General features: G+C 33.4%; 17 protein-coding genes. 13 read left to right on the top strand and 4 right to left on the bottom strand.

Annotated elements, in window-relative coordinates; translation table 11 throughout:
* The first annotated feature begins 27 nt into the window (after positions 1 to 27).
* The 3 genes from LUU93_RS04050 (at position 28) to LUU93_RS04040 (ending at position 4,919) form a co-directional block, all read left to right on the top strand.
* Entirely contained in the window at positions 28 to 1,125 is a 1,098-nt protein-coding gene (locus tag LUU93_RS04050; protein WP_232678570.1) for a glycoside hydrolase family 53 protein, read from the top strand.
* Between the two features lie 3 nt (positions 1,126 to 1,128).
* Entirely contained in the window at positions 1,129 to 2,160 is a 1,032-nt protein-coding gene (locus tag LUU93_RS04045; RefSeq protein WP_232678568.1) for a glycoside hydrolase family 53 protein, read from the top strand.
* Positions 2,161 to 2,540: 380 nt separating this feature from the next.
* Positions 2,541 to 4,919 (top strand): DUF4982 domain-containing protein, encoded by a 2,379-nt coding sequence (locus LUU93_RS04040; RefSeq protein WP_232678566.1) that lies wholly within the window; start codon positions 2,541 to 2,543, stop codon positions 4,917 to 4,919.
* 142 nt (positions 4,920 to 5,061) lie between these two features.
* On the opposite strand, the gene LUU93_RS04035 is transcribed toward LUU93_RS04040, so the two are convergent.
* On the bottom strand, positions 5,062 to 6,105 hold the full coding sequence (locus LUU93_RS04035; RefSeq protein ID WP_232678564.1) for a serine hydrolase domain-containing protein: 1,044 nt from the start codon (positions 6,103 to 6,105) through the stop codon (positions 5,062 to 5,064).
* A 148-nt stretch (positions 6,106 to 6,253) separates the two neighbouring features.
* On the opposite strand from LUU93_RS04035, the gene LUU93_RS04030 reads away from it, so the two are divergent.
* The 4 genes from LUU93_RS04030 (at position 6,254) to LUU93_RS04015 (ending at position 12,369) form a co-directional block, all read left to right on the top strand.
* Positions 6,254 to 7,639: a sigma-54-dependent transcriptional regulator gene (locus LUU93_RS04030; RefSeq protein ID WP_232678562.1), complete on the top strand. Its 1,386-nt coding sequence runs from the start codon at positions 6,254 to 6,256 to the stop codon at positions 7,637 to 7,639.
* Positions 7,614 to 8,756: an FIST signal transduction protein gene (locus LUU93_RS04025; RefSeq protein ID WP_232678560.1), complete on the top strand. Its 1,143-nt coding sequence runs from the start codon at positions 7,614 to 7,616 to the stop codon at positions 8,754 to 8,756. Before LUU93_RS04030 ends, LUU93_RS04025 begins: the two co-directional genes overlap by 26 nt.
* A 2-nt stretch (positions 8,757 to 8,758) precedes the next feature.
* Entirely contained in the window at positions 8,759 to 11,800 is a 3,042-nt protein-coding gene (locus LUU93_RS04020) for a PAS domain S-box protein (RefSeq protein ID WP_232678557.1), read from the top strand.
* 134 nt (positions 11,801 to 11,934) lie between these two features.
* Positions 11,935 to 12,369, top strand: a complete 435-nt coding sequence (locus LUU93_RS04015) for a response regulator (RefSeq protein WP_232678555.1) — start codon at positions 11,935 to 11,937, stop codon at positions 12,367 to 12,369.
* A gap of 88 nt (positions 12,370 to 12,457) precedes the next feature.
* Here LUU93_RS04015 and LUU93_RS04010 read toward each other — a convergent pair whose 3' ends face one another.
* A complete protein-coding gene (locus LUU93_RS04010) occupies positions 12,458 to 13,153 on the bottom strand; it encodes a LytR/AlgR family response regulator transcription factor (RefSeq protein ID WP_232678553.1) in 696 nt (231 codons plus the stop codon).
* Positions 13,150 to 14,727: a histidine kinase gene (locus LUU93_RS04005; RefSeq protein WP_232678551.1), complete on the bottom strand. Its 1,578-nt coding sequence runs from the start codon at positions 14,725 to 14,727 to the stop codon at positions 13,150 to 13,152. Before LUU93_RS04005 ends, LUU93_RS04010 begins: the two co-directional genes overlap by 4 nt.
* Before the next feature lie 197 nt (positions 14,728 to 14,924).
* Between LUU93_RS04005 and LUU93_RS04000 the strand changes: the two genes are divergently transcribed.
* From LUU93_RS04000 to LUU93_RS03990, 3 genes are all read left to right on the top strand, one after another.
* Positions 14,925 to 17,303, top strand: a complete 2,379-nt coding sequence (locus LUU93_RS04000; RefSeq protein WP_232678549.1) for a TonB-dependent receptor — start codon at positions 14,925 to 14,927, stop codon at positions 17,301 to 17,303.
* A 74-nt stretch (positions 17,304 to 17,377) separates the two neighbouring features.
* On the top strand, positions 17,378 to 17,905 hold the full coding sequence (locus tag LUU93_RS03995; RefSeq protein ID WP_232678547.1) for a GNAT family N-acetyltransferase: 528 nt from the start codon (positions 17,378 to 17,380) through the stop codon (positions 17,903 to 17,905).
* 102 nt (positions 17,906 to 18,007) lie between these two features.
* Positions 18,008 to 18,706 (top strand): DUF1826 domain-containing protein, encoded by a 699-nt coding sequence (locus LUU93_RS03990; protein ID WP_232678545.1) that lies wholly within the window; start codon positions 18,008 to 18,010, stop codon positions 18,704 to 18,706.
* A 275-nt stretch (positions 18,707 to 18,981) separates the two neighbouring features.
* On the opposite strand, the gene LUU93_RS03985 is transcribed toward LUU93_RS03990, so the two are convergent.
* Positions 18,982 to 19,845: a DMT family transporter gene (locus tag LUU93_RS03985; protein WP_232678543.1), complete on the bottom strand. Its 864-nt coding sequence runs from the start codon at positions 19,843 to 19,845 to the stop codon at positions 18,982 to 18,984.
* Positions 19,846 to 20,182: 337 nt separating this feature from the next.
* Between LUU93_RS03985 and LUU93_RS03980 the strand changes: the two genes are divergently transcribed.
* From LUU93_RS03980 to LUU93_RS03970, 3 genes are all read left to right on the top strand, one after another.
* Positions 20,183 to 20,869 (top strand): response regulator transcription factor, encoded by a 687-nt coding sequence (locus tag LUU93_RS03980; protein WP_232678541.1) that lies wholly within the window; start codon positions 20,183 to 20,185, stop codon positions 20,867 to 20,869.
* The gene (locus tag LUU93_RS03975; RefSeq protein ID WP_232678539.1) at positions 20,859 to 22,226 is read left to right on the top strand and encodes a sensor histidine kinase; all 1,368 of its coding nucleotides are present in this window, start codon (positions 20,859 to 20,861) and stop codon (positions 22,224 to 22,226) included. The genes LUU93_RS03980 and LUU93_RS03975 overlap by 11 nt, the downstream gene beginning before the upstream one ends.
* Positions 22,227 to 22,328: 102 nt before the next feature.
* A complete protein-coding gene (locus LUU93_RS03970) occupies positions 22,329 to 23,582 on the top strand; it encodes a TolC family protein (RefSeq protein ID WP_232678537.1) in 1,254 nt (417 codons plus the stop codon).
* Position 23,583: the final 1 nt, after the last annotated feature.

Raw genomic sequence — 23,583 nt, 5'->3', positions numbered from 1 at the left:
AAATTTCAATCATTATAATTCATAATTATGAAAAAATATATAAAAATTCTTGGGCTGCTTGCCATTACAGCGATTCAGTTTTCGTGCTCAGGTAATGATTCTGAAGATGCAGAAGCTGTTAACCCGCCAGATGCAAGTGATACTTTTATCAGAGCATCAGATGTTTCATTTCTCCCTCAAATGGAATCTTTAGGAACTAAATTTTACAATAACGGCAAAGCCGAAGGAATGCTTACAACACTAAAAAATGCAGGTTGTAATACAGTTAGAATTCGTTTATGGAAAAAACCTGTAAATGGGCGTTCTGGTTTAAGTGAAGTAAAACAGTTGGCTCAAAAAGCAAGGCAGGCCGGTTTAAGAGTCTGGCTTACCGTTCACTATTCTGATACTTGGGCCGATCCTGGCGCTCAGACCATTCCCGAAGAATGGAAAAATTTATCTTTTACCGATTTAAAAACGGCAGTTTCTAATTACACATCAGCAATAATTACAGAAATTAATCCGGATATTATTCAAATTGGTAATGAAATCAATAGTGGGTTATTGTGGCCGAAAGGAAACCTAATTAGTAACGAACAGCAATGTATAGCTTTATTAAGTGCTGCAAGTGCTGCAGTTCGCAGTAAAGCGCCAAATACAAAAATAATGATTCATTATGCAGGTGTAAATGGCGGTGGTACCGATTGGTTTTTTACCAAAATGAAAAGTGTTGATTACGACTATATCGGATTATCTTATTATCCTGTCTGGCACGGTAAAGATTTAACAGAAGTAAAAAATACCATTGATGCTTTAGGAAAGAAATTCAGCAAAAAAGTCCTGATTGCAGAAACCGCTTATCCTTTTACTTTATTGCACAATGACCAGACCAATAATATTGTAGGCACAAACGATCAGCTGGTTCCGGGATATCCTGCAACTCCGGCAGGACAAAGAACATTTGTTATGGATATTAAAAACATAGTAAAAACATCAGAATCCGGGCAGGGATTTGCGTATTGGGGTGGAGAATGGGTTGCTTTTAAAGGACCGCAATCTCAAAGCGGCTCTACATTCGAAAATCAGGCTTTATACAGTTTTGATAACAATGCCTTATCAGTAATGCAAGCTTTCAGTAAAGACTAAAACATGAAAAAATCACTTAAAATTGTATCTTTTTTGATGATAACTGCCATTTTGTTTACTTCATGTAAATCTAAAATGACAAGTAAAAAATATTCTTTTTCAAAAGGAGCAGATGTGGGCTGGCTTCCGCAAATGGAAGCAACGGGCTATAAATTTTATGATGCAGACGGTTCTCAAAAAGACTGTCTGCAATTATTAAAAGACCGCGGAATAAACACCATTAGGTTACGTGTCTGGGTAAATCCAAATGATGATAAAGCCAGCGGGCACTGCAGTCCCGAAGAAACAGTTGTCATGGCGGTCCGCGCACAAAAAATGGGAATGCGCATCATGATCGATTTTCATTACAGCGATTCCTGGGCAGATCCCGGCAAACAAAATAAACCAGCTGCATGGGCAAAACATTCTTTTCCTGAATTGTTAATCGATGTTTATCAGCATACTTATGATGTTTTGCAGCTGTTAAAAAAAGCAGGAGTAACCCCGGAATGGGTTCAGGTTGGAAATGAAATTCCGGGCGGTATGCTTTGGCCGGAAGGAAGCACAGACAATTTTAATCAGCTGGCACAACTGCTTAATAAAGGATATGAAGCAACAAAAGCTATCGACCCAAAAATTAAAGTAATTGTTCATCTTGATGAAGGAAATAAAAGCGAAAAATTTAGATGGTTTTTTGATAAAGCGACTGAAAATAAGGTAAAATACGATGTAATTGGTTTATCGTATTATCCGTATTGGATTAAAACCGATTATCAAAGTACCATTTTAGATTTAGAAAATAATCTAAAAGACATGGCTTTGCGCTACAATAAAGAAGTTATGGTGGTTGAAGTTGGCGGTGATTATGAAGCTGTACAAAATACCAAAGAAATGCTTGAAGCTACTATAAAAGCCGTAAAAAGCGTACCTAATAATAAAGGTTTAGGCGTTATTTACTGGGAACCGCAAGGCGAAAAAAGCTGGAGCGGTTATCAATTAAACGCTTGGCTTTCTGACGGAAAACCTTCGCCGGCATTAGACGCTTTTAAAGAATAAAACTTTTTTTAATTAAAAATTAAAAATTAAAAATTAAAAATTAAAAATTGCCATTAAGATATTAAGTTTCATAAAGCTAAATTATCTTAACCCGTTGGATGTAGAGCATAAAAAAAATAATTAAACACATAGAAACATAGATTTTATGTTCTTGAAAAAGTAAATCAAAAAGAAACTTGTTTCTCACACATAGCTATGTTTGTTAATGCAAGTGAAATGCCTTTCCTGAGTTCAATAAATTCTATGTTTCTATGTGTTAAAAATAGTTGCACCTAACGAGTTGTCTTAATATCTTAATGTTGAAATAATTAAAACAGAAAATGAAATTAATTTTTAGGTCAATATCATTCTTATTTCTACTGATTTTTTCGTCCGGAAAAATGATGTCGCAATCCACTACTGTTGTTTTAAAAGATAACTGGCTTTTTTCTAAAGAAGTAAAAGAAGATGCTTTTTCTGTAGATTTTAATGCTTCAAAATGGGAAAAAGTCAGTGTGCCTCATGATTGGGCCATTTATGGACCTTTTGATAAAGAATGGGATAGACAGGTTTCGGCAATTGAACAAAACGGAGAAAAAATCCCAACCGAAAAAACAGGCCGTACCGGAGCACTTCCGCATATTGGAACAGGCTGGTATCGTAATACATTTTCTATTCCGGAGTTTAAAAAGGGAAAAAAAGCAATTCTTATTTTTGAAGGGGCTATGAGCGAACCTCAGGTTTTTTTAAATGGAAAAAAAATAGGAGAATGGGGGTATGGCTACAGCTATTTTTATATTGATATTACCAAAGATATCAAAGCAGGCTCAGAAAATTTATTGGCTGTAAAACTGACTAATATGCCATTTTCTTCAAGATGGTACCCCGGAGCTGGTCTTTACAGAAAAGTTAGTATTGTAGTAAAAGAGGAGGAAAGTTTTGCACAATGGGGAACTTTTATAACAACTCCTGAAATGAAGGCGGATAATACTGTTGTTGATATTAAAGCTGAGTTTCATGGCAGTAACCTGTCAATGGAAACCCAAATAAAGGATGCAGATAATAATGTAGTAGCGGCACAAAAAGGTGCAGAAATGAAGGATGGAAAATTCCATCAGATAATTGCAGTTGCCAAACCACATTTGTGGAGTCCTGAGACACCATATTTGTACACAGCGGTAACCAAATTATATGCAGCTGACGGAACTTTAAAAGACGAACAAAACATAAAGTTTGGTATAAGATTCATTAAATACGAACCCAATAAAGGATTTAGCCTTAATGGTAAAGTAACAAAATTTAAAGGAGTTTGTCTTCATCATGATTTGGGTCCTCTTGGTGCGGCTGTAAACAAAGCGGCACTTCGCAGACAGCTTACGATTCTAAAAGATATGGGATGTAATGCGATCCGAAGTTCTCATAATATGCCCTCTTTTGAACAGCTTGAACTGGCTGATGAAATGGGATTTATGTTTCTCGCAGAAAGTTTTGATGAATGGGCAAAGCCAAAAGTAGAAAACGGATATCATCGTTTTTTTGAAAAATATGCAGAAAAAGATATTGTGAATTTAGTGAGAGCCACGCGAAACCATCCTTGTATTGTAATGTGGAGTTCAGGAAATGAAGTTCCGGATCAATATGGGGCCGAAGGTTTGACAAGGGCTAAATTTTTGCAGGATATTTTTCATAGAGAAGATCCAACACGCCCTGTAACGGTGGGAATGGATCAGGTAAAACAGACTATGGCATCAGGTTTTGGGTCTTTATTAGATGTACCCGGGCTGAACTACAGGGTTCATCTTTATGAAGAAGCTTATAAATCATTTCCGCAAGGATTTATATTAGGTTCAGAAACGGCTTCGACAGTGAGTTCAAGAGGAATTTATAAATTTCCTGTTGTACAGGCAAAAAATAAAGAATACAATGATCTTCAATGTTCATCTTATGATCTTGAAGCCTGCAGCTGGTCAAATGTTCCTGATGAAGATTTTGTACTTCAGGATGACAAGCCGTGGGTTATTGGAGAATTTGTCTGGACAGGTTTTGATTATTTAGGAGAACCTACGCCTTATGATGAAAAATGGCCGTCAAGAAGTTCTTATTTCGGGATTTCAGATTTGGCAGGACTTCCTAAAGATCGTTTTTATCTTTACAGAAGCAGATGGAATACGAAAGATAAAACGCTTCATATACTGCCGCATTGGAACTGGAAAGGAAGGGAAGGGGAAATCACTCCTGTTTTCGTTTACACAAATTACGACAGCGCTGAGCTTTTTGTAAATGGAAAAAGTATGGGAATCCAGAAAAAAAATAATTCAAGTCCGCAAAATCGTTATCGTTTAATGTGGAATGATGTGAAGTATGAGCCTGGAACGGTAAAAGTTACAGCATTTGATTCAAATGGAAAAATAGCGGCAGAAAACGAGATTAAAACTGCCGGCGATCCATATAGAATTGTACTCGACGCAGACCGCGAAACTATTAAAGCTGATGGTGAGGATATCTCTTTTGTAACTGTTTCGGTAGTAGATAAAAACGGAATTCCATGTCCTGCAGCGGTCAATGAACTGCAGTTTAAAGTAACTGGTGCTGGAGTTTACAGAGCTGCATGTAATGGCGATGCCGCATCATTGGAAATATTTCACCAGAATAAAATGAAGCTTTTCAGCGGTAAACTTGTGGTCTTGGTTAAAGCAGTTAAAACTGCAGGTCCAATCCAATTGGAAGTAACTGGTAAAGGACTTCAGAAAGGTAAAATAAATTTAAAGTCAGAGCTTTAATAAAATATTGCAATCTTGAAAAAGTGATTTTCCTTTTCAAAATTACTTTCGAATCACTCATTGCCCACAGAAAGAAAAACAAAGCCACCGCATTTCAGTGGCTTTGTTTTTACTTTTTATCTCAAACTGTTTCATCTTTTCATTATCTACCGTTAATTAAAAAATCATTTAATCTTTTAGTGAATTCTAATCCTTTGTGACAATTCATAAAAAATACAAAACCTATTTTGGAATCTTTATAAAATTCGAAATTCGAATTATACCGGTTGTTATTATTTCCTGAATGGGAATATTTTAGCCCGTAAGGTGTTTTTTTGCAAAATATTCCCAGACAAATTGATTTTTGAGGTTCAGTTTCTAACTGAGGTAATGCCATATCTTGAAAGATGCTTCCTGGCGTATCGCTTTCTTTTATCAGTGCCATAATGAATTTTGCGTATTCTTTGCTTTCAGTACATAAACTATATGCAACACCCGGCTGTTGCCATAACTGGTTTTTCCCCCAGTATTTATTATCTTTTAATCCATCTGCCAGATGTTCTTCAACATATTTATTTTTTATTAGGTAAGAGTTTTTTATATCAAAAGGATTAAACACTTCTTCCTCAATTATATCTTCGATTTTTTTATTGGTTAAATGTGCCGCAACTTTTCCAAGATATTCGTATCCCTCACCAGAATAGCCGTATTTTTCACCAGGATTAGCAATAAAAGCTAACTTAGATCCATCTTCTCTCCAATTGGGTAACCCCGTGGTATGAGATAATACCATCCTTGCGGTTATTAATTTATTGCGGTCATCGTATTGAATATCTTCATAAGGGTAATACTTATAGAGTGGGGTATCTAAATCAAGAAAGCCCTTTTTTATAAGTTTATGAACAGCATAAGCGAAAACAGGTTTTGTCATTGAAGCTGCTTCAAACAGGGTATAGGTATCGATACTCTGTTTCTCATTATTTTTTATTCCTGATGCCTGATAGTAGACTATTTTGCCATCTTCTATAATCGCAATTGATATGGCAGGTATTTCGAGTGAATCCATCTGTTTTTTGATGAATTTATCAACATCACTTGTGGTTATGTTTTTGCCTTCTAACGTTTTTATTTGGGCAATTGTTTTATGGCTTAAAACGACTAATACAAAAAATAGCAGCAGATGCAGTTGTGTTCTTAGATTTTTCATTTATAGAAATTTATTTACTAAAAAAGACACCAAATTATTATAAATGTTACAGTAATAATCTCGTTGAGATACAATAATTGTCGTTTAAATGTAAATATGTAGGATTTTTTCTTTAATTTGGTAGGGATTAAAACTTAAAAGATTAGAGATGAAACCATTTAAAATTTTTCTAGTTGAAGATGACCCTTTTTTTGGAGAGACTCTAAAATATCACCTTAAATTAAATCCTGACTTTGAAGTACTCTTGTTTCAAACCGGAAAGGAGTGTTTGGATAACTTGTTTCAGAACCCCAATATTATTTGCCTGGATTTTGGATTACCGGATATAACCGGTGATTTACTGCTTAAAAAAATTCATCAGATTAATAATAAAATCCCAATTATCGTTATAAGCGGTCAGGAAGAAATTGAAGTGGCTGTAGATTTCTTAAAATCAGGAGCCAAAGATTACATTGTAAAAAATACTTATACAAAAGAGCTGCTTTGGAACTCGATTATTAAAATCAGGGAGAATTTAAGTCTCATTGATGAAGTCGAGGAATTAAAAGAAAAGTTAGAGCAAAAATTTAGCTTCGAGAAGACTATATTAGGGCAAAGCGAGGCAATAAAAGCGGTTTTAAATAAAATAAATAAATCATTAAGTACAAACATAAATGTTTCTATTACCGGAGAGACAGGCACCGGTAAAGAAATGGTAGCTAAGGCCATACATTATAATTCTGATAGAAAATACAAACCATTTATAGCATTAAATATGGCAGCAATCCCAAAGGAATTGATCGAGAGCGAATTTTTTGGCCATGAAAAAGGGGCTTTTACCGGAGCGGACCAAAGATTGATCGGTAAATTTGAACAGGCTGATGGAGGTACAATTTTTCTTGATGAAATTGCTGAACTTGATTTAAATCTGCAGAGTAAATTGCTTAGGGCATTGCAGGAAAGAGAAGTTACAAGACTTGGAGGAAAAGGAGTTATTAAGTTTAATGCCCGGCTCATAATTGCCACTCACAAAAATTTAAAAGAAGAGGTAAAAAAAGGAGCGTTCAGAGAAGATCTTTATTATAGAATTGTGGGACTTCCTATAGAATTGCCGCCTTTAAGGGAAAGAGGCCGCGATGTTTTGCTTTTATCAAAGCATTTTATTGATCTTTTTACAAAAGAGAATAAATTGAAAACAATAAGTATTTCAAAAGAGGCTAAAGATAAATTACTCAAACATAAATTTCCCGGAAATATAAGAGAGCTTAAATCAATCATTGACCTGGCTTGTGTAATGTGTGAAAACAATGAAATCTCTGCCGAAGATTTAACTTTTGATAGTATAAATAATAGCACTGATTTTTTCTTGTCTGAAGATAAAACACTGAAAGAGTTTACGGCTGAAATTATATTGTATTATTTAAAAAAAAATAATGAAGATGTTGTAAAAACGGCCAAACAATTAGACATCGGAAAATCTACGATTTATAACTTAATTCAATCAAGTCAAACTAAAAAAAAGGATTTAAATGAAAATAGCTACAACTTTATTTGAAAATAATTCTTTTATACGAGAATTAAACACTGATAATTTAGATTTCGCTGATTTAGACTTAGTTTTAGGTTTTGGGTCAAGAGAACTTTTATCAGACGAAAAGGTTTTTAATCAATTAAAAAATAAATTCCCGGCTTCGCAATTGATTCTTAGTTCATCAGCGGGTGAAATTTATGAAAATGAAGTTTTAGACAATACCATATCTCTCACAGCAATTAAATTTTCTTCAACTCAAATCAAAACTTATGAAGTTGATATAACTGCTTTTGAAAATAGTTTTCAGGCGGGGTCTTCTCTAATTGGTAAATTTGATCAGGAAAATTTAAAATTGGTTCTAATACTCTCAGATGGAGGAAAAGTAAACGGGAGTGAGTTAGTTAATGGAATGAATGCCGTAAAAAAAGAAGAGGTGTTAATTGTAGGAGGGCTTGCTGGCGATGGATCAAGGTTTGAAAAAACTATTGTAGGATTGAATAAAACTCCTGCACAGGGCAAAATTATTGCTATTGGTTTTTATGGCGAAAAATTACTTGTGTCTCATGGATCTTTGGGAGGATGGGAAAGTTTTGGATTAGAGCGAATAGTGACCAAATCTGAAAACAATGTTTTATATGAAATTGATGGAAAAAATGTATTAGATCTGTATAAAATCTATTTAGGAAAATATGCGGAAGAATTACCGGGTTCTGCATTACTTTTTCCGCTGTCAATCAAGGTTGACGGAGTCGACGAACCAATTGTAAGAACCATTTTATCAATAGACGAGGCCAGTCAGACAATGACATTTGCAGGTGATGTGCCAAAAGGCAGTAAAGTACGTTTTATGAAAGCTAATTTTGACAGATTAATAGATGCGGCAAGTGAGGCCGCAGCTTCTTGTTTAGAGGTAAATAGTTTTAGTCCAAAATTAGCTCTTCTGATTAGTTGTGTGGGACGAAAATTAATTCTGGGAAGCAGAATAGACGAAGAAGTTGAAGCTGTTTCTGATATTTTTGGCGATAAAACAACTCTTTCCGGTTTTTATTCCTATGGAGAGATCTCACCATTGAAACCATTTGGCGAGTGCATACTTCACAACCAGACAATGACAATTACCTGTATTAATGAAATAGATTAGTTATGGAAATTCATAAACTTTTACAAAGGCAAATTAATAAAAATGTACCTCTGGGTCTTCAGGATGACCCGTCTTTTCAATCTTTTATAAAAACGGTTAATGACTCTTATTTATCTTTTGAAAGGGACAAGGATTTAATGGATCATTCATTTCAGGAAAGTGAAAAAGAATACAATGAGGTTCATGAGAATTTAAAAAAAGAATATGAATTAAAACAACAATCTATTTTAAATCTTTACGAAAGCCTTACCGATTTAGATCAGGGTTATGGATCGATAAATGAAGAGGAAAAAAATGATCTTCTTTTTATTTCAAAATATTTAAGTGAACAAATAGCGAAAAGAAAAGAAACTGAAAAAAAACTATTTGAAACCGTCCAGTTCTTAAAGACTTTATTAGAGAATTTACAATCAGGAATTTTAGTTGTAGACAATAACGATACTATTTTATTTGTTAATCAATATTTATGCGATATACGCAGTATCAATGCTTCTCCCGAAGAAATGATAGGAAAAAAGACAATTGATTATTTAAATGAAGCAAAAGTATTGTTTAAAGACAGTACAGCTTATAAAAAAAGGATAAATGAAATTTTATTAAATAAAGAAATTGTAATTGGCGAAGTACTTGAAACGGTAGATAATCGTTTTTTTGAAAGAGATTATATACCAATTTTTATTGAAAATCAATGTATTGGACATCTTTGGAAATCTACAGATGTAACACAAAGAATTAAAAGTAAAAATCTGCTGAAACAAAGTGAAGAGCGTAATCGTATTATAATGAATTCTTCATTAAATGCTATTATCGCCATTGATATTACGGGAAAAATAACTTTTTGGAATAATCAGGCTGAAATTATTTTTGGCTGGAAAAAGGAAGAGGTTTTAGGTAAAAACTTAAATGAAACTATAATTCCTGACCGACATAAAAAAGGACACCAGGAAGGACTTAAATATTATGCAGAGACAGGTAAGAGTAAAGGATCTGTTTTAAACAAACAAATAGAGCAGCCGGCGATAAATAATAAAGGGCAGGAATTTCCTGTAGAAATTTCGATTATACCCATAGAGCAAAATGGAGAAGTATTTTTTTGCTCCTTTATCCAGGATATCTCAGAGAGAAAAAAAGTCGAAACAAAACTGAAATTTCAGGAAGAAAAATACCGCAATATTATTGCCAACATGAATTTAGGACTTATCGAAGTTGATAATAATGGAATAATTCAATATGCAAATCAAAGTTTTGCAAGTATTTCAGGATTTGAAATTGATGAGCTCATTGGCTTGAATCCTTCCAAGACGTTTGTACTTGGAAAGAATATCGAGAAGATGAAAGCCAAGAAAAAACTGCATGAACGGGGAATTTCTGATGTGTATCAAATGCCCGTTAAAAACAAAAGAGGAGAGTTAAGATGGTGGGCTATTGGAGGAGCTCCCAATTATGATGACAAAGGGAATCTGGTTGGTTCAATAGGAATTCATCTTGATATTACGGAGCAAAAACTGATGGAGGAGGAACTGGAAAAAGAGAAAATTAAAGCAGAGGAAGCCTCTAAAGCTAAAGAGATCTTTTTAGCAAATATGAGCCATGAAATACGTACACCTCTTAATGGTATAATTGGTTTCTTGCGCGAACTGGAAAGACAGCCGCTTACAGATTTGCAAAAAAAATATGTTGAGAACAGTACTGTAGCTTCAAAACATTTACTGTCAATCATTAACAATATATTAGACATATCTAAAATTGAAGCAGGAGAGATGTCTCTTGAAATAGAAGATTTTATTTTTAAAGATGTAATTAATAATGTAGTTGCAGTTCTTGAGCCCCTTGCCAAGAAAAAAGGATTAAAGCTTATTTCGCAGATTTCACCAGAAATTAATACTGTTTTAAAAGGAGATTTTTTAAGACTGGAACAAGTTTTATTTAATCTGGTAGGCAATTCTTTGAAGTTTACCAATAAAGGAAAAATATATTTGAAATGTGAAATCGTGAAAGATAGCAAAGCTTTTCAGAGACTTCAAATTTCTGTAATAGACACTGGAATTGGAATGGAGCAAAGTTTTGCAGATATCATCTTTAATAAATTTTCTCAGGAGGATAAGGCAATAACAAGAAAATTTGGGGGTACAGGTTTGGGAATGGCTATTACGCGGGAATTGATTCAATTGATGAAAGGGGAAATTAAGGTTCAGAGTGAGAAAGCCCAGGGTACTACAATTAGTTTTATATTAAACTTTGAAAAGGGAGATATCAATAATATTAAAAAAGTTCAAGAAGAGATTAATGTCGATATTTCAGGAACTAATATTTTATTAGTAGAAGATAATATTATCAATAGAATGGTTGCTATTAATTCCCTGCATTATTTTAATTGTGAGGTAACTGAAGCCACTAACGGTTTAGAAGCGATTGAAATTTTGAAAAACAGGAAATTTGATATTATTTTAATGGATATCCAGATGCCTGAAATGGGCGGTATAGAAGCTACAATAAAAATTCGGGAAGAACTCAAACTGCAAACACCAATAATTGCCCTTACTGCCAGTGCTTTTAAAAGCGAAGCTAAAAAATGTAAAAATGCTGGTATGGATGATTATATAACCAAACCGTTTGAAGAGTTTGATTTAATAGAAACCATATCAAGATTTACCAATAAACAATTTAATACTATAGATAAACCTGTTTTTGAGAGCAATGAAAAACTTTACGATTTAAAAATTTTGGACAAAATTAGCAGGGGCAATTCAGAATTTGTTTTAAAAATGATTGTAATTTTTATTGATCAAATAGAAGAAATACTTCCTAAGGCAGAAGCTGCATTGTCTTCAGATAATTTTTTATTGATGAATCAGCTTATTCATAAGATCAAGCCTAGTATTGAAAGCATGGGAATAGTGAGTATTAAAGATGAAATTAATATTCTGGAAATAATTACAAAAGAGGAACAGCCAGTTAAAGAAAAAATCACCCATTTATTTTTTCAAATAAAACAAACCCTGCTTACAGTTGTAGACGAATTGCAAAAAGAAACTTTAGATTAATTTCCAAAAAATGGAAAATTTTCCACTTTTCGGAAAATTAAATCTATTTATTATTTTGTAAGTATCTTATTTGTAATGCATTATGTTTTTGGCTTGATTATGGGCTACCTGTTATCAGAGATAAATAAGATAACATGGAGAATCTGCCCCAAATTAAATTTTTCATAGTAGAAGAGGATATTTTTTGTGCTAATGTGTACAATCAATATCTCTTAAACATGAATTATAATGACATTACCCACTATGCAAATGGTACAGATTGTATTAATAATTTGCATCAAAATCCAGATATCATTTTTCTGTATCATCACATGGAGGATATTAATGGATTTGAAGTACTTAAAAAAATTAAGCAGTATAATTCTAATATATATGTAATTATGATCTCCAGGCAGGAAAATACTAAAACAGTAGTTAACGCTTTAAGGCTTGGTGCTTTTGATTATATAATAAAAGGAAATGATAGTTATGAAAAAATAGAGCTGATTATAAATAAAATAATTGCTATTAAGGAGCAATTAAAAGCATCTCATCCAGGATTTATTAAACGGTTATTGTCTATCTTTTGATCAAATTAACGAGACAAAAAGTCTTGATAAAAACTAGTATTGTGTTCAGCTCAATTGCTTCTGTATCAGTAAATGACTACATCAAAAACTAAATCAATTTATGCCTGATTTCTTTGTATTTTAAACGACCTACAGGTAATAACTCACCATTTTTTAGTAACATATTATATTTTCCGCCGGCTTCTACAATCAGTTTATCTGCTTCCTGCCAGCAAAGAATATAGGATTTATGAATTCGCTCGAATTCTGCCGGGAGGAGTTTTTCTAATGATTCCATAGACTTATCATGCAGTTCTACACGACCATTTGCTAAATGTAATTCGGTATAAATTCCTGCGCCTTTTATGTACCTTATCTCTTTAACAGTGATGAGTTTAATAGTTTTTGCTTTTTTTATGGCTAAAAACTGAATATCCAGACCATTTGTTTTTTCTGGTGTTGTAAAACGTGTAAAAGCCTGAGCCAGTCTGTTGGCATCAAATGGCTTAGGAACAAAATCCAAGACACCATAATTAAATGCCATAATCGCTTTATCCGTATAAGCAGAAATAATAATGGTTTGAAAAGATTTTGCGACAACGGTCTGCAGCACTTCAAATCCGTCCTCGCCATTCAAATTCAAATCGAGAAGCAGTAAATCGATTGATTGTTTTTCGATAGTATTTAGCCCGTTTTCAACAGAATCACTAAGTAAAATCTGTACCTCTTTATCAAAAAAATCACGGGTCATTCTTTCGATTCGTTTGGCAATTCGGGCTTCGTCTTCAATAATTAGAATTTTCATTTTTTATCAAAAATTTTAATTGTTGTACACCATCCTTCTTCAACAGCAAACGAATCAAATTCCCAATTGCTGCCATAACTTTCATTTAATCTGGCTTTGATGTATTTAAAACCTGTTCCGCTGCTGTTTTCTTTCTTTCTGTTTCGGTTTTTTGCCACGGTTAACAATGTATATTGTTTGTATTGTTTTTCCCGGATAAAGCTTAAGCAGAAAGTAATACAGCCTTGTTTTGGAGGTAAACTGTGTGTGATTCCGTTCTCTATAATGGTATGAATTACCGCAGGCGGAATTTCTTCATTGACATCAATATTTTTTTCTTCCCAGTTATAACATACTTCTTTTCGAAAAGACATTACTTCTATATGTTTCCGGCATAATTCAATTTCCTGCTGAATAGGAATTAGCGTGTCCTCGGCAATAGAATTCATAATATCAAATTCATCTGCCAGCGCACGAATAAATACAACACCCTGCTGCGGAGATTCTTCTATCCAGTCTATCAATGAAGTCAGTGTATTACGCAGAAAGTGCGGCTGAATATTTTTCTTAACCAGTTCTAACTGTAATCTCGATGAAAGCAATAACGAGGCATTATGGGCTTCTTCGAGAGCTTTTGCCCTAATAGTATGCAGATAAAGCATAGACAGGACGATAATCGTAAATGCTATAAATAACCCAAAATCATAATATATATATCTGTTTACAATTACACTAGCCAGTAAACCAATCACTACGATTAAGCCGCCTTTAATTTTGCGGAATGCCGCATCGATCGCAATAATTAAGGAGACAGCACACATTGCATAACTAAAATAAATGGCTGTCATATCGTAATGACCGTAGTATACAATATAAATAGTTAGAAGACTTACAATCAAAAGAAATAAAAACAACCGCTTTCTTTTAAAGCCAAACTGCAGCATAAAATACCAGGGAACCAGTATTGAAATTACGAATGTGAGCAAACCGACAATCTGTAATCGGGTATAAAAGCTGGTATACGGAATATCGATATAAAATTTCATGTATTCTATAATAAGCAGACAGAAAAAGAGCAGACAGATTATCCCAAAAAGTAAAACGGTTGCTTCTTTACGAGTACTGTTTATGTAGAGAAAGAAATAATAAATAAAGGCAATAAGAAAAGCCCCTGCCATCAAATTCATAAAAGACATGACCACAAGCGGCGCACGATGAAGTCTTAAAAAGCTTTCCAATTTTAAGCCGATGCTGCGATTTGCATCCCGAATTTTAGTTTGTGTTCCAATTACTGTGACAATGTGTTTGCCTGTATTAGCCAATTTTTCGGGTATTTGGTAATAAGTCATTTCAGTTCCCGGAATTTCAGGCTGGCCTGATTTTGCCATTTTACCGTTGCTTCCCACAAAAACACCATCCCAATAAACATCAAAAGAACCAAAAGCAGTTACCTGTAAACCTAACGGGGTCAGTTTATTTTCACGTTTAAGGATTTCGATTTCTATTGGAACTTTAAAAATGGAGTTATCAGATTTGCCCAAATAATCATGAGGACGATTTTCATCATCAACATAATATGTTACATCCGATTTCACATACTCGGTGTATTGTTTACAGGATGAAAACAATAGCAGTAATAAAACTATAAAAAAGGGAGGTCGATACATAAGATAAAGATAAAATAAATATCGAATACCGAAATGCATTTCAAAAGCTCTTAGAGCCGTTTGCATGTTTTAAAAGGTAAGATTTTATTTTATAAAGTAATCTTGTATCATCAAAACCAATAAACATGAAAACCTTAATAACCAGTATTTTAATTTTATTTATTTCAATGTTTAGCTTTGCACAAAAAGCTGCTGTATCTGGCAAAGTTCTGGACAATACAACTAAAGAAGCAATTCCGTATGTGACAGTATCCATACAAGATAACACCTCAAAAACAGCAGCAGTTGGTGTAACAGACGACCAGGGTATGTTTAATCTCGAAGAACTGCCAAGCGGTAAATTGACAATTTCTTTTAGTTATATAGGTTATCAAAATTATATCCAGACATTGGAAATCATTTCGGGAAAACCAAAAACAGAATTAGGAATTATTTTTTTACATACCGATGCTGTACAATTAAATGCTGTTGAAGTGGTGACTGGGCAAAAAACCAGCGTTAGTTTAAAGCTGGATAAAAAAGTTTTTGAAGTGGGCAAAGATGTGCTTTCGCAGAATGGCTCTGCTCACGATGTTTTAAACGGAGTTCCTTCTGTAACAGTTAGCCCAACGGGGGGAATAAGTCTTCGCGGAAACAGCAGCGTTTTGGTATTAATCAACGGGCGCCAATCTGGTTTAACACAAAGCAATTCACTCGATCAAATTGCCGCTGACCAGATTGAGCGTATCGAGGTAATAACTAATCCTTCGTCCCGATATGATGCTTCCGGTTCGGCAGGAATTATTAATATTATATTAAAGAAAAACAAAAAAAGCGGTTTCAGTGGTCAGGTTCGATTAGTTGCCGGATCACCAAATGACAGCCGCCTTAATCCAAGCATCAATTTTAAATCAGATAAAATCAATATTTTTTCCAATTTTGGCATCCGTTCCTCTGATTATGTTGGGTTATATACCACGAACCAGTCGACTATGAATAACGGCACTCCAAATTATCTTAACCATGTGCAAAATGAGGATCGCCACGACGATGGAAAATTGATTTATCTGGGTGCTGATTATTATATTGATGAACATCGTACCATTACCGCAGCTTTTTTAAAAAATGCCACGAAAGATGATGATAAAACCCGTTTATTATATGATTACAGCAATGCAAACCATACACGAGATAGTCTTTTAACAAGAGAAGGAAAATCACTGGAAAAAAGAGATTACAACCAATTTGAGTTTAATTATACCCAGACTTTTAAAAAGCCATCAAAAAAATGGACAATCGATGTTCAGTATGATTGGTGGAACAGTGATAAAAAGTGGAATCTTTCAACACAGCGTATTTATCCAGAAGCGCTGGCCTATCCCGGTATTAGGACCAACTCAATAGGAAGCAGTAAAGATTTGCTTGTTCAGAGTGATTTTATTCTGCCAATTGATACTGTTTCTGTATTTGAAATGGGGGTTAAGGCAGAGATTCGTAAAGTTTCCAGTCAGTTTTTGGCTGAGCAGCAACAGGAAAATATTTGGACGATTTATCAAAATATTGACAATGATCTAAATTATACAGAAACCATTTCAAGTGCTTATGCGCAATACAGCAACAAATTTAAGAGATTTAATTATATGCTGGGCCTTCGTACAGAATTCACTAAAATTGCGATTACAGATATTAAAAACACTTATAACGATGATAAAAAATACAACAAATTATTTCCCACCGTTAATTTAAGCTATAAGTTTGAAGGTTCTACTTTGCAGTTAAATTACAGTAAGCGAATTAATCGTCCGCCTTTATATGCTTTGTATCCTTTTAACGAACTGACCGATTTGAATGCGCAATATATTGGTAATCCAGATCTAAACCCTTCCTATTCTGATGTGTTTGAACTGGCTTTCCTTAAAGCATGGAAAAAGCTTACGCTCAATCCTTCCGTTTATTATCAATGGGAGAGTGGTTACATTCAGGATTTTACTTATCGTGAAAATGATATATTTTTTACAACGCCTATCAATATTCAGCATGAAATACGAAGAGGTATAGAACTTTCGACGTTATATAATCCGTTAAAATGGCTTCAGGTAAATTTAGAAATGAATTTTTATCATTTTACGCAAAAAGGAAGTTATCAGGACGAAAACCTTGATTATAGCGGAAAAACTTTTACAGGACGTTTAAGCACTCAGGTTAAGCTCCCATCAAAATTCAGTTTTCAGGGGCGTTATAATTTTCGGGGTGCACAGCAAAATGCGCAAACAAGAAATGATGCATTGCAATCGCTTGATTTTGGTTTAAGCAAAATTTTATTAAAAGACAAAGCTACCATTGTATTTGATGTCACAAATGCTTTTGACTTACGCCAAAATAAAAGTACAACAACTGGTACAGATTATTATATTACCGAAAACAGTATACCAAATGCAGCCCGCTACAGACTTAGTTTTGTGTATCGTTTTAATTTAACAGATCCAAAAGCAATCAGGCAGGCGAGTAGTGCTAATCGTAATTAATACGGCTGTAGTTTATTTATTATATGCTTACATTTGCGTTTCTATTGAAAATCAAGATTGAAAATATTTAGCAAATGATAAAAGAACCTAGGTACAAAATTTGTTCAGAAGATGATATTCCGCAGATTTTGGAGGTATATAAGCAGTCCTATAAAGAACATTATCTCTATTTATGGACCGACAATGGTGAAAATTATATAAACAGCAACTTTACAAAAGAAAAAATAACCTCAGAGATGAATGTGCCTCATAGTCAGTTCTATCTTATTTACGATCAGGAATTAGCTATAGGCATATTAAAAATTAATAATAATAAATCAGCAGACGGAAAAAATGATACTGATGCTTTAGAAATCGAGCGGTTATATTTTCTAAAAGAAGCTGCCGGGAAAGGTTTAGGAAAAGCTACTCTTAAAATGGTTTTACAACTTGCCGCTAATGAAAATAAAAAGACGATCTGGCTCAAAGCAATGAAGTGTTCAGATGCTTTAAAGTTTTATGAAAAGCAAAATTTTACAGTAACAGCCGAAATGGATTTGACGTTTCCTTTTATAAAAGACGAATTTAAAGGAATGGTTGTAATGGAGAAAGAGGTCAAATAATTTTTGAATACACAGTTTTTTTATTTATGATCCGGCAGAAACTATGGCTGGATCATTTTATATTTTTTATTAGAGAAGCAACTAATCTCTTAATATCATATTATGAATAATATATTTTCTGACGGTGGCCAAATTGGAATCGTATCAAATTTCTCTGATCTTGTGCAAACAAATTTCAAAGGAGAAATGAATGCACTATGCTGGCACAGAAATTTAGATGGCGATTTTAATGAGATTGCAGCCAAGTTATCTTTAAAAGAAAATATAACAGAAGTTTTCCCCGAAGATCTAATCGCACTCCAACTCTCAGAAAAGGGAAGTATAGCAAGGGAAATAATCTTAAATGATTTACAATTATTAACTGATTTTGGAGCTTCGCCCTCTCTTAATTTACTGAAGTGTTATGAACGTGATGATGAATTTGATTTCATCTCGACAGATGTGTATTCGTTTCATGTTGATCGTTCGCCCATTGCAACAGATACTTTTTTATGTACCTATCACGGTGCGGCAAGTGATATTATTGCTAATTCGCAGGCAGCGCAAAAAATCCTAATTCCAGAAATCCGGGCAAAGCTAAAAGGACTGTATGATGGACCAGAGGAAGAATTCGAAAACTTTTTGAAGGAAAATTATTTTGATTTGCATTATCAGGTACATCAGGATGCTGAACCTATTAATTTAGGGTTAGGGCATCTTTGGCGGCTGGCTGTAGATCATCCAAAACAACAAGTACTGCCTTGTATTCATAGAGCACCAATAGAAAATGAAGGTGAATATCGGTTGTTGTTAATTTGTTAAATGAAATTTTTGCGACAATGCAGCCATAATGGTACAATTGCCAAACCCAATCGCTCGGATATGTGCGCAACGACAGCACGGAAATTCTTTCCGTGTCCGTCCCTATATTAATAAAAACGGATGTAAAGTAATTATAGTTAAAAACTGGATTTTCTTTTTTAAAATCTGATAAGATATACTTTGCGGACACAGATTAGAAATCTATGCGATCGGGTTAGCACTTATATATTACAATTATAACCTCTTACAAATAGTAGTAAGAGGTTATTTTAGTTTTATTTCCTCAGCGAAATTATAGTTTGCAGCAATACAGAAATCATTACAAAAAATAAACCAATGTAAAACGATATATTCAATTCCCTGTTTTCATTAAAAAGCAAGAATGCTAATATAATTGCATAAACTGGTTCAAGATTAAAACTTAAATTTACTGTAAAAGATGAAATGCGTTTTAAAGATTCTGCAAACAATACATAAAGACCAACTGTACAAAAGGAAGCTAATAAAAGAAGATAAAAGGTATCACTTAGGTTTGGAAAAATGTTATTTACAGGAAAAAAGTGAAGATAAAACGGCAGTAGAATTCCAAGACCTGCAGTTCCGCCGATCATTTGATAGTAATTGATAATTCTACTGTCATAGCTTCTAACCAGTTTCTCATTATATATTGTATAAAGTGCTGCGAACGCTGATGAAATAACGCCGAGGATTATCCCTAATTGATAAGATGAATCAAAATGGAAAATTAGGGCAATACCTATTAGTGTAATCAGACTTAAAAATAACTCCGATAAATTAAAGTCATTTCGGTTGATTAGCGGAGCGAGAACTGCAGTAAAAAAGCTGGTCATGCAATAGCAAACCACCCCAATAGATATGTTGGAGTATTTTATACTAGCATAGAAAAATACCCAATGAATAGTTATAAACATTCCAATTTTTGCTATAGCAAATTTCTCTTTAAGTTTAAGAGTTATTGATACTCGGAACAGCTTTAAAATTACAAATAATACAATAGAGGAAAAGAATACTCTGTACCAGACTAACAGCCCCTCATTAAGAGATATAAGCTTACCGAATATACCCGTAAAGCCTGCGAGGATTACAGCAATGTGTAATACCAAATATGATTTTTTCATAAGAATTGTCTGTACCTAAATACATGATAAAAATTAATAATAAATTGAGCAATAGACATAAGTGAAAATGCCGATAATAATTCGGCAGCTAAACACCGCTAATGCGTAGTTAATTATTAAAATCTAGGTGGAGGAAGACAGCTCTTTCTGTTCATATTTATTTTTTTTGCTAAAATAGAAAAAAATTAGATAGTGATATGCAGCATTTAAAAGTTTTATTTTTTTGAATTAAGAAGTACTAAACAGAATGAGATACATAGACTATAAAACCCGTATCAGTGGTGCAGAAAATTAACAAGATTGTATGATACAAAAATAAAAATGTAACTTTACACAGATGAAAATTTTAGTAATAGAAGACGACCAAAGGGTAGCCGAACTGATACAAAGAGGGCTTGAAGAGCAGGGATTTATAGTCACACTGGCTTATGATGGTCTTTCGGGAAAGAAGCTGGCATTTAATAATGACTATGATCTGGTAATAACAGATATAATTTTACCTAAACTTGATGGTTTAGATCTCTGCAAAGAAATTCGCAGAACTAAGCCAGAACTGCCTATCATTATGCTGACCGCTCTTGGTACAACTGATGATAAAGTAGAAGGATTTGATGCCGGTGCAGATGATTACCTGACTAAACCTTTTGAAATGAGAGAACTTTTGGTTCGCATAAAAGCATTGTTGAAACGAAGCAGTAATACAATTTATAACATTGGTTTTATTCTAAAATATTCTGATCTTGAAATGAACCTTCAGACTAAAGATGTAAAAAGAAATAATTTAGACATAAGTCTTACACCAAAAGAGTTTAAACTTTTAGAATATATGCTTCAAAATACGGAGCGTGTTTTGTCCCGTACAGAAATTGCAGAAAAAGTCTGGGATACAAACTTTGACACCGGAACAAATTTCATCGATGTATATATCAATTATCTGCGAAAAAAAATTGATAAGAATTTTGACAAAAAACTTATTCATACCAAATCCGGAATGGGATTTATTTTAAAAACAGATGAAAATTAGAAATCAGCTTACTCTATTATTCACTTTTATTACAGCCTCTATTTTATTGGCATTTGCTTCGGTAATTTATCTTTCGGCAAAAGAAAACAGAGAAAAAGAATTTTATGCTTCCTTAAAAAAAGAAGCAGTCACTAAAGCTAATTTGTTTCTTAATGCAAAAGTTAATTCCAAAACATTACAAAACATCTATAAAAATAACAGAGCTACTTTGAATGAGGTTGAAGTTGCTATTTATAATACATCATTTAACCTGCTTTACCATGATGCGGTAAATATAGATGTGGTTAAAGAAACTAAACCCATGCTTGATAAAATTATTCAGCAGAAGGAATTACAATTTTATCAGAAAGACTGGCAGGTAGTTGGTCTAAAATATAAATTCCAGGAAAAAAATTATGTTATCACCGCAGCAGCTTATGATGAATATGGATATAAAAAACTGCAGAACCTGCTTCAAAATATTATTATAGTTTTTATAATATCTATTCTCTTTATATATATTGCCGGTCGTTTTTTTTCAAAAAAAGCATTTGAACCCATTGTTGAAATGACCAATAAAGCAAAAAAAATTTCGGCTACTAATCTTGATTTAAGAATAAGTACTAACGAAAGCAAAGACGAACTTTCGGAGATGGCTAATACTATTAATGAAATGCTGAACCGTTTAGAAAATTCATTTGATGCTCAAAAGCATTTTGTTTCAAATATTTCGCATGAATTAAGAACGCCGCTTTCTGCGATAATTGCAGAATTAGAATTGTCAACCAATAAAGACCGCAGCGTTGAAGAATATAAAAGAGCTATTCAATATGCCCTTGATGATGCTAAAAAACTAGCTAAACTATCTAACAGTTTACTTGATTTTGCCAAAGCAAGTTATGATCTTTCAGAAATAGCTTTTAAATCAGTCCGCATAGATGAGGTATTGTTAGATGCAAGACAGCAGATACAAAAATCAAACCCCGATTATAATGTGGCAATTCATTTTGAAAACGATTTTGAAAACGACAATCAAATTTTAGTAAATGGCAACGAATACCTTTTAAAAGTAGCCTTTGCTAATTTATTTGAGAATGGCTGTAAATTTTCAGAAAACCATCAGAGCCGGGTTTCAATATCATTTATTGAAAATAGAATTGCTTTACATTTTTCTGACAATGGAATTGGTATTCTGCCCGAAGATCTGAAACATATTTTTACACCGTTCTACAGAGGGACAAATAGTGTTTATGCTGATGGTAACGGAATTGGCCTCTCATTGACAAAAAAAATCATTTTACTGCACAAAGGGACTATTTCAGTTTCATCAAAAATAAATGAAGGATCCACTTTTTTAGTTGAACTACCACACGTTTAAACTTTTCTCTAATGAAATTCTAATTTTTTTCTAAAAGGTCTCTAATGGCTTAACCTGCAGGCTTATTCTATTTTTGCATAACAATAAATACGGAATAACGTTATGCAAAAACATCCCTTTTTTTTATATGTTTTATTGGTTTTGGTTTCGGCAGAAGGAATTTCGCAAACCACTTATAATCTTCAAAGCGCCTTACAGACAGCGAGAAAAAACAATCAGGTACTTAAAAGCCAATATTATAATGTTGCTATTGCAGCAAGCGATATTGAAACAGCAAAATTAAGACCTAATCCAGTTTTTGGGTTTAATTACATTGGCATTACAGGAGAGAAAAATTATGCCCCTAATACAGGTTTTTTTAATAATGCCAATACACAGGCAAATTTGCAGGCAGGTAAAGTTTTTCAGCTTTTCGGAACACGGAAAAATAAAATTGAGTTTGCCAGTCAAAACACAACAGCGGCACAAAAAAGTTATACTGAAACAGAACGTACACTTTTTCAAGAAGTAGGTTTGAAATGGGTAGATATCTGGGCAGCCCAAAAGCAATTAGAAATAATTAAAAAAGCCAATAACAATATTGATAGTTTATTGATAATTAATAAAGTCCGCCTTAAGAATCAGGTTATTTCACAGACTGATTTTAATCGTACTTCTTTATTGTCCAATCAATATACATTACAAATAAGATCATTAGAACAAAATCTGAAAAATGAGCTGGTCAATCTTAAATATCTGCTGGGCACTCAGGAAGAAATAAATATTGATGTAAATGATGATTTTTCTTTTATTATTCCGGCTGATTTAGAAGTTCTTCTGCAGAAAGGTTTAATCGAACGAAGCGATGTTTTAGCTGCTAAATCCATTATTGAGGCTTCCAATGCAAATATTAAACTCCAAAAATCTTTAGCATACCCACAGCCTGAATTAGGAGTTATTTATAATCCGCAAAACATGGTTCCTTATGTTGGAGTGTACGGTACAATAGAACTGCCGTTTTTTTCAAGGAACCAGGGAGAAATTAAAAAATCTAATTACATAAAACAGCAGGCAGAACAAAGCCTGCAGACAACAAATCTTCAAGTTGAAACCGAAGTTACCAATGCTTTTAATGCTTTTGAAACTCAAAAAAAGAATGTTCAAAACTTTGATAGTTTACTTACTCAATCTGAAAATATTTTAAAAAGCGTAAAATATTCCTATTTGAGGGGCGGAACAACAATTATTGATTTTCTCGAAGCACAGAGAAGCTGGTTAGATATGCAGCAGCAATACTATGAAACCATGCAGCAATATAGAACAGCATATATAAAATTGCTTTATGCCTCAGGTTTAATTAATCAAATAGCACAATAAA

Source organism: Flavobacterium soyae (genome assembly GCF_021245985.1).
Taxonomy (GTDB): domain Bacteria; phylum Bacteroidota; class Bacteroidia; order Flavobacteriales; family Flavobacteriaceae; genus Flavobacterium; species Flavobacterium soyae.
Note: the sequence above shows the minus strand (reverse complement) of the source record. Positions and strands in the feature narration are given on the sequence as shown.

Excerpts from the sequence above, each read along its gene's own strand:
- LUU93_RS04050 (WP_232678570.1), top strand. The coding sequence starts at position 28 with ATGAAAAAATATATAAAAATTCTTGGGCTGCTTGCCATTACAGCGATT.
- LUU93_RS04045 (WP_232678568.1), top strand. The coding sequence starts at position 1,129 with ATGAAAAAATCACTTAAAATTGTATCTTTTTTGATGATAACTGCCATT.
- LUU93_RS04040 (WP_232678566.1), top strand. The coding sequence starts at position 2,541 with ATGATGTCGCAATCCACTACTGTTGTTTTAAAAGATAACTGGCTTTTT.
- LUU93_RS04035 (WP_232678564.1), bottom strand. The coding sequence starts at position 6,105 with ATGAAAAATCTAAGAACACAACTGCATCTGCTGCTATTTTTTGTATTA.
- LUU93_RS04030 (WP_232678562.1), top strand. The coding sequence starts at position 6,254 with ATGAAACCATTTAAAATTTTTCTAGTTGAAGATGACCCTTTTTTTGGA.
- LUU93_RS04025 (WP_232678560.1), top strand. The coding sequence starts at position 7,614 with ATGAAAATAGCTACAACTTTATTTGAAAATAATTCTTTTATACGAGAA.
- LUU93_RS04020 (WP_232678557.1), top strand. The coding sequence starts at position 8,759 with ATGGAAATTCATAAACTTTTACAAAGGCAAATTAATAAAAATGTACCT.
- LUU93_RS04015 (WP_232678555.1), top strand. The coding sequence starts at position 11,935 with ATGGAGAATCTGCCCCAAATTAAATTTTTCATAGTAGAAGAGGATATT.
- LUU93_RS04010 (WP_232678553.1), bottom strand. The coding sequence starts at position 13,153 with ATGAAAATTCTAATTATTGAAGACGAAGCCCGAATTGCCAAACGAATC.
- LUU93_RS04000 (WP_232678549.1), top strand. The coding sequence starts at position 14,925 with ATGAAAACCTTAATAACCAGTATTTTAATTTTATTTATTTCAATGTTT.
- LUU93_RS03995 (WP_232678547.1), top strand. The coding sequence starts at position 17,378 with ATGATAAAAGAACCTAGGTACAAAATTTGTTCAGAAGATGATATTCCG.
- LUU93_RS03990 (WP_232678545.1), top strand. The coding sequence starts at position 18,008 with ATGAATAATATATTTTCTGACGGTGGCCAAATTGGAATCGTATCAAAT.
- LUU93_RS03985 (WP_232678543.1), bottom strand. The coding sequence starts at position 19,845 with ATGAAAAAATCATATTTGGTATTACACATTGCTGTAATCCTCGCAGGC.
- LUU93_RS03980 (WP_232678541.1), top strand. The coding sequence starts at position 20,183 with ATGAAAATTTTAGTAATAGAAGACGACCAAAGGGTAGCCGAACTGATA.
- LUU93_RS03975 (WP_232678539.1), top strand. The coding sequence starts at position 20,859 with ATGAAAATTAGAAATCAGCTTACTCTATTATTCACTTTTATTACAGCC.
- LUU93_RS03970 (WP_232678537.1), top strand. The coding sequence starts at position 22,329 with ATGCAAAAACATCCCTTTTTTTTATATGTTTTATTGGTTTTGGTTTCG.